We start from the raw sequence: 10,074 nt of genomic DNA on the forward strand, positions 1-10,074 counted from the left end.
GAAAAATGCCGGTCAGCTTAACTGACCGGCATTACGCCGTGGCGGAGTTTTTTGTTTTTCAGCCAAAGCTTTTATTCAAATCAGCAATTTTGCCGGCCTGCAACTGCAAGGCAGAGCTGTTATCTGACACTACCTGAATATTGTCCAGATTGGTTTGGGCTATTTGTTGTATCTGCCCGACACTTTGTTGCACATCTTGTGCCACAGCACCTTGCTGGGTTGCCGCAGTGGCAATTTGCGAAGAAAGGTTGGCAATGTGGTCTATCATGCGGGAGATTTCAGCCAGTTGCGTTTCACTGTGCCGGGTTTCCTCTACGCAGATATCCACTTGCTGGCGGCTATGCAGCATTACCTTGCCCCAGCTCAGCAGCGTTTGTTGTATCTCGCCGATGGACTGTTTAATTTGCTCAGTGGCCTTGTGGGTGCGGGAAGATAAGGCTCGTACCTCGTCTGCTACTACGGCAAAACCGCGGCCGTGCTCACCGGCACGTGCTGCCTCAATAGCGGCATTTAACGCCAGCAGGTTGGTTTGATCCGCAATACCCTGAATTTCGGTCATTACAGCGCCAATACGCTCTGCTTCAACGGCCAGACCATCTGCGGTTGCTGCTGCGCCCTGAACTTCTGTTGCCAGTTGCTGCACAGTTTGCGCGGTATGCTGCATAGTCGTTTTGGCAGCTTCACAGATTTTATGTGTATCATTTACCTGCTGATGGGTATCCTGAGTACGTCCGGCAATGTCCTGCACGGTACTGTAAAGTTGCGACGTAGCCGCCACAATACTGCTTAAGCGATCATGCTGCTGATGAATACCTTGCTCTGTCATATTTACTGCTTCGGCCTGGGTTTCGGCAATAATACTCAGCGCGGCAGTGCTGTCGGTAGCGCGGCCTAAAACAGTGCGCAGCCTGGCTTGGGCCATTTTTTGCTGGAAATCGGCAATGCCGTAAGGGCCGAAGCCGGAGTAAATCCAGCGCGACACACTATCGAACTTCGCTTTTGCCAGTTGCAACTTTGCCGGGATAATAAACAATTCGTCATAGCAGCAAACCAGCCAGACCAGCGGTAACAGTAATGCCAATAAAAAATGCCAACCAAAAACAGTTGCGCCGATACCGGCCATTAGCAGACTGAGCGCAACAGCCAGCGAGCGTTTTAAGGTAAACCGGCTGCGCCAGTCCGACGGCATTTTACCGGCGGCTATGCCGGGATAACTGCTGTTAGCCCGCTCTATCATGGCGGCATCCGGTTTTACCCGTACCGACTGATACCCCACCAGCTTACCTTGTTGGTAAATGGGTGTTACAAAGGCATCCACCCAGTAGTAGCGGCCGTCCTTACAGCGGTTTTTTACCAGGCCCCGCCAGGATTGTCCTTGCTTAAGCTTTTGCCATAAATCGGCGAACGCGGCGGCCGGCATATCCGGGTGGCGCACCAGATTATGATTTTTGCCCACCAGCTCTTCGACGCTGTAGCCGGCAATCTTACAAAAAGCCGGGTTAGCATAAGTAATTACACCACGTAAATCGGTAGTCGATACCAGCTCCTGGTCAGCGTTAAAGTTAACTTCTTCATTAATAGTGCCTGTATTGCGACGATTCATGTTACCTGCTTATTTTTAAGTAGTCGTTATGGTGTACCCGATACGGTAAGTCTAATGTATTAAAGCAATAATTACAGCCGGGGTTCAGACCGTTTAACATTGCAGCTGGTTAAGCGACAAAATCTTCGATTGTTGAAAATGAATTTGCAGGCTAAATTAGGCCGCGGTCTTGAGATTGGCCGCAGTGCCCCAATTTCAGCACAATCAAACAGCAATTAAGGAATTACCTTGGGCTCATCTTTACAACAACGCCTGGCCAGGCTTAATACTGCCGCGTACCAGCACGCGGTAGTAGGCATTAAGCATGGTATTGAGCGTGAAACTTTGCGCGTGCATACCGATGGTAAACTGGCATTAACGCCTCATGCGGCGCAATTGGGCTCAGCGTTAACCCATCCTTTAATCACCACTGATTTTTCTGAGTCGCTGCTTGAATTTATTACTCCGGTAAGCGACAACATTGATACTACCCTGGCGCAACTGGCCGACATTCATCGCTTTACCATTAAAAACATTGCCGGTGAGCAGTTTTGGGCGGCCAGTATGCCGTGTTTTATCAGTAATCAGCAGCAGATCCCGTTTGCCCAATATGGCAGCTCTAATGTCGGCCGCATGAAAACGTTGTACCGTAAAGGCTTACATAATCGCTACGGTAGCATGATGCAGGCTATCAGCGGTGTGCATTTTAATTTTTCATTACCACAAAGCTTTTGGCAGCAATATCAGCAAATATTAGCGCAAAGTGGCGACTTGCAAGAGTTTATTTCAGCGCAGTACCTGGCGCTTATTCGTAACTACAAGCGCTATGTTTGGTTGATTGTGTATTTGTTCGGTGCTTCGCCGGCGATGTGTAAATCTTTTCTCGAAGGTCGCAGCAGCCGCTATCCGTTTCAGCCGTTAGGTAAGGGCTCTTTGTATTTACCTTATGCGACATCGCTGCGTATGAGTGATCTTGGTTACACTAACAGCGCGCAGTCCAGCTTAAACGTAACCTACAACAGCCTGCCGGAGTATATCGCCGGCTTGCATGCCGCTATCAGTATGCCGTCGGAAGAGTACCGTAATATCGGTGTTAAGGTTAACGGCGAATATCAGCAATTGAATGCCAATGTGCTGCAGATAGAAAATGAATTTTACTCGACTATCCGGCCTAAGCGTACCACTGAGTCGGGTGAACGCCCCACCTGTGCCCTGGCAAAACGGGGGGTAGAGTATATTGAGGTGCGGGCGCTGGATGTTAATCCGTTTAGTGCCGTTGGTATAACCGCAGAGCAAATGCACTTTTTAGACGTATTTCTGTTGTATTGTCTGTTGCAGGATAGCCCGGATTTGTCGGCAGCAGAGCAAACTGTGACCGAGCAAAACCTTAAAAAAGTGGTAACAGATGGCCGGCGCAGTAATCTTGAAATTTTACAACATGGCCAGCCAAGATTAATGCTGGACTGGGCGGAAGAGCTGTTTGCCGACATGATGCCGGTAGCACAGCACCTGGATGCAGCCTATGGTAACGAGCGTTACACCGCGGCATTGAAGCAGTTCTATATGAGCCTGCTGGACCCTGCACAAACTTATTCCGGCAAATTCCTGAATCAGTTACTGGCACAGCAGCAGGACAACGGCAGTTTTATCCTGCAGCTGTCGGCACAGTACCGTGAGCAATTAATGCAGGAGCCGTATCAGTATTATACACAACCGCAATTTGTTGCCGCCGCAGAGCAGTCATTGCAGCAGCAAGCGCAGATAGAGCAGCAAGACAGCATCGGCTTTGAGCAATACATTGCAGAGTATTTTGCTGAAGTGCCGGCCTGTGACAATAAAAAAACGGCTACCTGAGGTAGCCGTAACAATGTCCGGGGAGAATAAAAACTTGGTTGCATCCGTGCAGCTTGTTAGAATCAGCCGGATGAAGAAAGTTCAAACTCCCGTTAAAGTGCTGCTGATGGCAACAACCGCTGTGTTGTTGCTCAGCAGTTGCAGCACACCGCCACCGCAGAATACCTCTAATCTGTGTGAAATTTTTTATGAACATCGTGATTGGTACGATGCCGCCGCTAAAGTCCGCGACAAGTGGGGCGTGCCCATTCATGTACCAATGAGCATGATGTATCAGGAAAGCAGCTTTAAGCATAACGCCAGGCCGCCTATGCGTTGGTTCTTAGGTTTTATTCCTTATGGCCGTGCCAGCAGTGCTTATGGCTATTCTCAGGCGAAAACAGTAACCTGGGACGAATATGTTAAAGAGGCTGATCGGTTTTGGGCCAGCCGTGATAACTTTGACGATGCTATGGATTTTATGGGTTGGTATATCAGCAAAAGCCAGCGGTTGAATAAGGTATCGAAGTGGGATGCTTACAATCAGTACCTTAATTATCATGAAGGCTGGGGCGGCTATCGCCGCGGTAGCTATAAAAAGAAAGCCTGGCTGGTTAACGTAGCAAAGAAAGTTGACCACCGCGCCAAAGTATATGCCGGCCAGTTAAAAAGTTGCGAAGACGATTTAAAACGTGGTTGGTTATGGCGGCTGTTTTTTGGTTAACGATAACACTACAAAATAAAAAACCGGCAGTGCCGGTTTTTTTGTCTCAGATTCAGGATTTTTTCAGGTGTGGTAACAGCCGTACGGTTTTAATCATATTATCCTGTACGTCGACAACCTCCAACGGGTAACCGGATAGGCGGATACTGAGTTTACCCTGGGGGATCTCTTCCAGATACTCCAGAATTAACCCATTGAGTGTTTTCGGCCCGTCGGTTGGCAGCTCCAACTGCATTTCGCGGTTTAAATCCCGCAGGTTAATGCTGCCGTCAATCAGGTAGGAGCCATCCGGTTGTGGCAGGATGTCTTCGTTACTGTCTTCAGCGACATCGGTGGTAAATTCACCCACCACTTCTTCCAGAATATCGGCCAGAGTTACCAGCCCCTGAATATCACCATATTCATCTACTACCAGGCCAATACGCTCTTTAGTACGCTGAAACTTCATCAGCTGGGTATTAAGCGGGGTACCTTCAGGAATAAAGTAAATTTCACTGACAGCACGCATTAACGTGGCTTTGGTCAGTTGCTCTTTAATCAGCAAACGCATTAACTCGCGCGGATGCACAAAGCCGACGGCTTCGTCTATGCTGTCGCGATACAACAAAATACGGCTGTATTGCATATTGGCCAGTTGGCGCTCAATATCTTTCCACTCGTCGTTAATATCGATACCGACAATCTCATTGCGCGGCACCATAATATCTTCTACCGTGGCGTTTTCCAGATCCAACACGCCGACCAGCATACTTTGGTGTTGCTCAGGAATTAGCGCGCCGGCTTCATGCACAACAGTACGCAATTCTTCTGCACTTAAGCTGTTGCCCTGATGTTTTTCCGGGCTGATACCCATAATCGACAAAATGCCATTGGTGATAAAATTCACCAGCCACACCAGCGGGTAAAATATCTTCAGCAAAACTTTAAGCAGTGCTGAGCTGGGAAACGCAATACGCTCGGGGTGCAGTGCTGCTATGGTTTTTGGCGTAACCTCAGCAAACACCAATACCACCATAGTTAAGGCCACAGTGGCTATAGCGATGCCGACATCACCGTATAACCGCATGCCGATAATAGTCGCGATAGCTGAAGCGGCAATATTCACCAGATTGTTACCAATCAAAATAAGGCCGATTAAACGATCAGGTCGTTTTAATAACTCACTGACCCTGATGGCACCCTTATGATTTTCGTTTGTTAAATGCTTCAAACGATAAGGGTTAACAGACATCATGCCTGTTTCCGATCCTGAGAAATAGGCAGATATGAATAAGAGCACGCCCAAAACAATAAACAGCGTACCCGTCGATATGTCGTCCAAGAGTTAAATACCCGTATTGCCAAACACCCGTACTTGATATTACGAAGTGCTGGTTGAGTCAAGAATTAAAGTGTATTTAGCAGCACTTCACGTACAAAACGGCTGCCAAAATAGCCAAGGGTTAACAAGGCTGCACCGGTGACAGTTAAGATGTTAGCAGTTTTACCACGCCAACCCAAACGGGCGTGGCCCCAGCATAGTGCCGCAAACACGGCAAAGCCGAGCAGGCTGAAGACATTTTTATGCAGGTTTTCTTTCGCCAGCCAGTTATCCATAAATACCGCGGCTACCAATAATGCCAGCCCCAGTAGCGCAGTGCCGGCCAGCAGAATACGGAATTGCAGTACTTCAGCCTGCACCAATGGTGGCATATGGCGCGTCATGGCGGCAAAGTCTTTCTGCTTTAACTTGCTGTTGATATAACTGACCTGAAACGAGTACAGCATCGCCATCATCAAAATAGCGTAAGCGATAAACGCCAGCATAATATGCAGCAACAGGGTAACATTTTGCTCAAAATGCTGCAGTTGCACACTATGCGGTAATGTTAATACCGCCAGTTGTACCAGAGCGGCAAAGCCATACACTACGGGTAACAGCAATACGGTAGGGGTGCGAAGTGCGGTAAGCGTTATGGCAACCGTGATAAGCCAGCACACCAGTGAACTGACATTCAGCAAACTGAAATTTTGCCCCTGTTCAGTGAATAACATGGTTGCCAGCACTAACATATGCAGCACCAGGCCGAGAATAGCAGCGCTGAAGGTGGTTTTAAAATGCGGCCCGTGCGGGTGGAAAATACGCAGCAATACTGAGCCGGTCGCAACCAGGTAAGCAATTAAAGCCAGCGCAGTTAACAGCACCGTAGACATCAGCAGCATTTCCTTTTAGTTGATTTGCCTGGTATTGTATTGCAACTTTCGCCGGATGCCCAGCGTCGCAGTCAACAGTTTCTTAACGGCTGCTTCTGCTGCGCGATTTTGATATAATCTGTCGCATTATCGCTGTTGAGTGAAAAACCATGTTTGAAAATTTATCGGATCGTTTAAGTGCCAGCCTGAAAAATATCACCGGCCGTGGTCGTTTAACCGAAGACAATATAAAAGACACCCTGCGCGAAGTGCGTATGGCATTGTTGGAGGCCGACGTAGCGCTGCCGGTAGTGCGCGATTTTGTTGCTAACGTTAAAGAGCGTTCAGTAGGGCTGGAAGTCAGTAAAAGCCTGACACCCGGCCAGGAATTCCTGAAAATTGTGCGCAAAGCCTTAGAAGAGGCGATGGGCGATGCGAACGAAGAGTTGGCACTGAACACTCAGCCGCCGGCGGTAGTGTTAATGGCTGGCTTACAGGGGGCCGGTAAAACGACGTCAGTAGGTAAACTGGCTAAGTTTTTAACCGAGCGGAAAAAGAAAAAGGTGTTGGTGGTATCAGCCGACGTATATCGCCCCGCGGCGATTAAACAGCTGGAAACCCTGGCCAAAGATATCGGTGTGGAATTTTTCCCCAGTGATATCTCGCAAAAGCCGATAGATATTGTTAATGCCGCTATTGCGCATGCCCGTACCCGCATTTTTGACGTGTTGCTGGTGGATACTGCCGGCCGTTTGCATGTCGACGGCGAGATGATGGACGAAATTAAGGCCTTACACAGTGCGGTAAAGCCGATAGAAACGTTGTTTGTGGTAGACGCCATGACAGGCCAGGATGCGGCCAATACCGCCAAAGCCTTTAATGATGCGTTGCCGTTAACCGGGGTGATCCTGACTAAAGCCGACGGTGATGCCCGTGGTGGTGCAGCATTATCTATCCGGCATATTACCGGTAAGCCGATTAAGTTTTTGGGTACCGGTGAAAAAACCGATGCGTTAGAGCCGTTCCATCCTGATCGTGTCGCTTCGCGTATTCTTGGTATGGGCGATATGCTGAGCTTAATTGAAGAGCTTGAGCAAAAAGTCGATAAAGAAAAAACCGCGAAAATGGCGCAAAAGATGATGAAAGGCAAAGGCTTTTCATTAGAAGATTTTCGTGAGCAATTGGTACAGATGCGCGGTATGGGCGGCATGATGTCGATGATGGACAAGCTGCCGGGCATGAAAAACCTGCCAGCGGGTGCAATGAACCAAATGGGCGATAAACAGTTTGTAAAAATGGAAGCCATAATTAACTCGATGACGCCGAAAGAGCGCGAGTTTCCGGATTTACTTAAAGGTTCACGCAAAAAGCGTATTGCCGCCGGCTCCGGTACTCAGGTACAGGACATTAACCAACTACTGAAACAATTTACCCAAATGCAGAAGATGATGAAGCAGATGTCGGGTAAAGGTGGCTTAATGAAGATGATGCGCGGTATGGGCGGTAAACTGCCGCCGGGTATGCTGCCACCACGATAAACCCTGCAGATTTTTATCCAACCCCGCCACAGTGCGGGGTTTTATTTAGCGCCGCAATGGCAGCCAAGCCGCGAAATACCTTGCAATTACGCCCTAAATCAGTAAAATGCTGCAGCCCTTCGGTCCAACCGGGGGCTTTGTTATTTTTGATAAAACCTGAACGATAAAATTAGAGGGCCTTATGGTAACTATTCGTTTACAACGTGGTGGCGCAAAAAAGCGTCCATTTTACCAAGTTGTGGTAGCGGACAGCCGTTTTGCTCGTGATGGCCGCTTTATCGAGCGCGTGGGTTTCTTTAACCCAATCGCCGGCGGTACTGAAGAGAAACTGCGTCTGGACTTGGATCGCGTTAATCACTGGGTAGCACAAGGTGCTTCACTGAGTGACCGCGTGGCAAACCTGGTAAAAACTGCTGAGAAAGCATCTGCTTAATTAGCTTAAAGGTCGTGTGGAGTAGTCAGCTTGAGTGAGAAAGATTTAGTCGTTCTTGGCAAATTTGGTGCAGTTTACGGCATCAATGGCTGGCTGAAAGTTAACGCTTACACCGACTTCCCGGAAGGGATTTTTGATTACACACCCTGGCAAATAAAATTTCAGGGTAACTGGCAACCAGTGCAGGTTTCCAGCTGGAAGCGCCATAGTAATGGCCTGATAGCGAAACTGGACGGCGTCAATGACCGTGACTTGGCACAGCAGTATGTAAATGCTGACATTGCCGTAGCAAGCAACGAGCTGCCTTCTTTAGAAGACGGTGAATATTACTGGAAAGACCTGATGGGCTTAGCAGTAATAAACGAGGCGGGCTACCACTTAGGTGAAGTAACCGACATGATGGAAACCGGTTCTAATGACGTTTTAGTTGTTAAAGCCAACCGTACCGATGCATTTGGTCAGAAAGAAAGGTTGTTGCCGTTTTTAACCGATACCGTGATTAAAAGCGTCGATTTAACCGGGCGTCGCATTATCGTAGACTGGGATCCCGCGTTTTAATGCCGGATGACACTAAGCTGTGGGTGGGGGTTGTATCCTTATTCCCGGAAATGTTTCAGGCAATAACGCAATATGGGGTAACCGGCCGTGCTGTAAAGCAGGGTATTATGCAGCTGCAATGTTGGAACCCGCGTGATTTCACAACGGACAAACATCGCACTGTAGATGACCGGCCTTATGGTGGTGGCCCGGGCATGCTGATGATGGTGCAGCCGCTGAGTGACGCAATACGCGCCGCTAAACAAGCTGCAGGAGAAGGTGTACACACGGTATATTTGTCGCCGCAAGGCCGCAAATTAGACCAACAAGGTGTTACTGAACTGGCGACGTATTCTAAGCTACTGTTAGTAGCTGGCCGGTATGAAGGCATTGATGAGCGCGTAATAGAAAGCGAAATTGATTCTGAGTGGTCAATTGGTGATTACGTGTTAAGTGGCGGCGAATTGCCGGCGATGACATTGATAGATGCAGTGTCGCGCTTAGTACCTGGTGTACTTGGGCATGAGCAGTCAGCAGAGCAGGATTCTTTTGCATCCGGTTTGCTGGATTGTCCACACTACACAAGGCCTGAAGTGTTATCAGACAAACAGGTGCCATCAGTATTACTGAGTGGTAACCATGAAAATATACGACGCTGGCGTTTAAAGCAGTCTCTTGGGAGAACCTGGCTTAGACGACCGGATATGTTAAATCTCCTGGCTCTGACTGAGGAGCAACGACGGTTACTGGCTGAGTTCCAAAAAGAACATCAGCAAGAGTGCCGGACGGGGCAGCAAGAAGACAGTTAATTCCAGGTAAAGTGAGATTGTTATGAGCAAAGTTAGCCAAAACATCATCAAAATGCTTGAAGACGAGCAGTTAAAGAAAGACGTTCCAGCGTTCGCGCCGGGCGACACTGTCGTAGTTCAGGTAAAAGTAACTGAAGGCGATAAAACCCGTCTGCAGGCTTTTGAAGGCGTAGTTATCGCCAAACGTAACCGTGGTCTGCACTCTGCATTCACTGTACGTAAAATCTCTAATGGCGAAGGTGTTGAGCGTGTATTCCAGACGCACAGCCCAATGGTAGACAGCATCACCGTTAAACGTCGTGGTGCAGTTCGCCGTGCTAAGCTTTACTACTTACGCGATCGTTCAGGTAAATCAGCGCGTATCCGCGAAAAGCTTAACTAAGCTACCCTTAAAAAGGCCGGCACTTGTCGTAATGCCGATCAGATAAGAATTTTTCAGATCGGTT

10 protein-coding genes are annotated in these 10,074 nt (G+C 48.5%); 7 read left to right on the plus strand and 3 right to left on the minus strand.

Annotated elements, in window-relative coordinates; translation table 11 throughout:
* Window positions 1-58 precede the first annotated feature (58 nt).
* Window positions 59-1,603, minus strand: coding sequence for a methyl-accepting chemotaxis protein (locus HRH59_RS18970; RefSeq protein ID WP_173502834.1), 1,545 nt, complete (start codon window positions 1,601-1,603; stop codon window positions 59-61).
* A 228-nt stretch (window positions 1,604-1,831) separates the two neighbouring features.
* On the opposite strand from HRH59_RS18970, the gene gshA reads away from it, so the two are divergent.
* Together gshA and HRH59_RS18980 are read left to right on the plus strand one after the other, a co-directional pair.
* Window positions 1,832-3,436: a glutamate--cysteine ligase gene (gene gshA / locus HRH59_RS18975; protein ID WP_173502835.1), complete on the plus strand. Its 1,605-nt coding sequence runs from the start codon at window positions 1,832-1,834 to the stop codon at window positions 3,434-3,436.
* 106 nt (window positions 3,437-3,542) lie between these two features.
* Window positions 3,543-4,139, plus strand: a complete 597-nt coding sequence (locus HRH59_RS18980; protein ID WP_231702573.1) for a transglycosylase SLT domain-containing protein — start codon at window positions 3,543-3,545, stop codon at window positions 4,137-4,139.
* A gap of 52 nt (window positions 4,140-4,191) precedes the next feature.
* Here the strand turns inward: HRH59_RS18980 and HRH59_RS18985 are convergent, their stop codons facing one another.
* Both HRH59_RS18985 and HRH59_RS18990 read right to left on the minus strand, forming a co-directional pair.
* Entirely contained in the window at window positions 4,192-5,460 is a 1,269-nt protein-coding gene (locus tag HRH59_RS18985; protein WP_173502837.1) for an HlyC/CorC family transporter, read from the minus strand.
* Between the two features lie 65 nt (window positions 5,461-5,525).
* Window positions 5,526-6,332 carry a cytochrome C assembly family protein gene (locus HRH59_RS18990; RefSeq protein WP_173502838.1) on the minus strand — a complete coding sequence of 269 codons (807 nt, stop codon included), beginning with the start codon at window positions 6,330-6,332 and terminating at the stop codon, window positions 5,526-5,528.
* Between the two features lie 149 nt (window positions 6,333-6,481).
* On the opposite strand from HRH59_RS18990, the gene ffh reads away from it, so the two are divergent.
* From ffh to rplS, 5 genes are all read left to right on the plus strand, one after another.
* Window positions 6,482-7,849, plus strand: a complete 1,368-nt coding sequence (gene ffh / locus HRH59_RS18995; RefSeq protein WP_173502839.1) for a signal recognition particle protein — start codon at window positions 6,482-6,484, stop codon at window positions 7,847-7,849.
* Between the two features lie 181 nt (window positions 7,850-8,030).
* A complete protein-coding gene (rpsP, locus tag HRH59_RS19000; protein ID WP_027671544.1) occupies window positions 8,031-8,282 on the plus strand; it encodes a 30S ribosomal protein S16 in 252 nt (83 codons plus the stop codon).
* Between the two features lie 30 nt (window positions 8,283-8,312).
* Window positions 8,313-8,840 (plus strand): ribosome maturation factor RimM, encoded by a 528-nt coding sequence (rimM, locus tag HRH59_RS19005; RefSeq protein ID WP_173502840.1) that lies wholly within the window; start codon window positions 8,313-8,315, stop codon window positions 8,838-8,840.
* Window positions 8,840-9,628 (plus strand): tRNA (guanosine(37)-N1)-methyltransferase TrmD, encoded by a 789-nt coding sequence (gene trmD, locus HRH59_RS19010; RefSeq protein WP_173502841.1) that lies wholly within the window; start codon window positions 8,840-8,842, stop codon window positions 9,626-9,628. Before rimM ends, trmD begins: the two co-directional genes overlap by 1 nt.
* Before the next feature lie 22 nt (window positions 9,629-9,650).
* A complete protein-coding gene (gene rplS, locus HRH59_RS19015) occupies window positions 9,651-10,010 on the plus strand; it encodes a 50S ribosomal protein L19 (protein WP_068234280.1) in 360 nt (119 codons plus the stop codon).
* Window positions 10,011-10,074: the final 64 nt, after the last annotated feature.

The organism is Rheinheimera lutimaris (genome assembly GCF_013283795.1).
Lineage (GTDB): Bacteria > Pseudomonadota > Gammaproteobacteria > Enterobacterales > Alteromonadaceae > Alishewanella > Alishewanella lutimaris.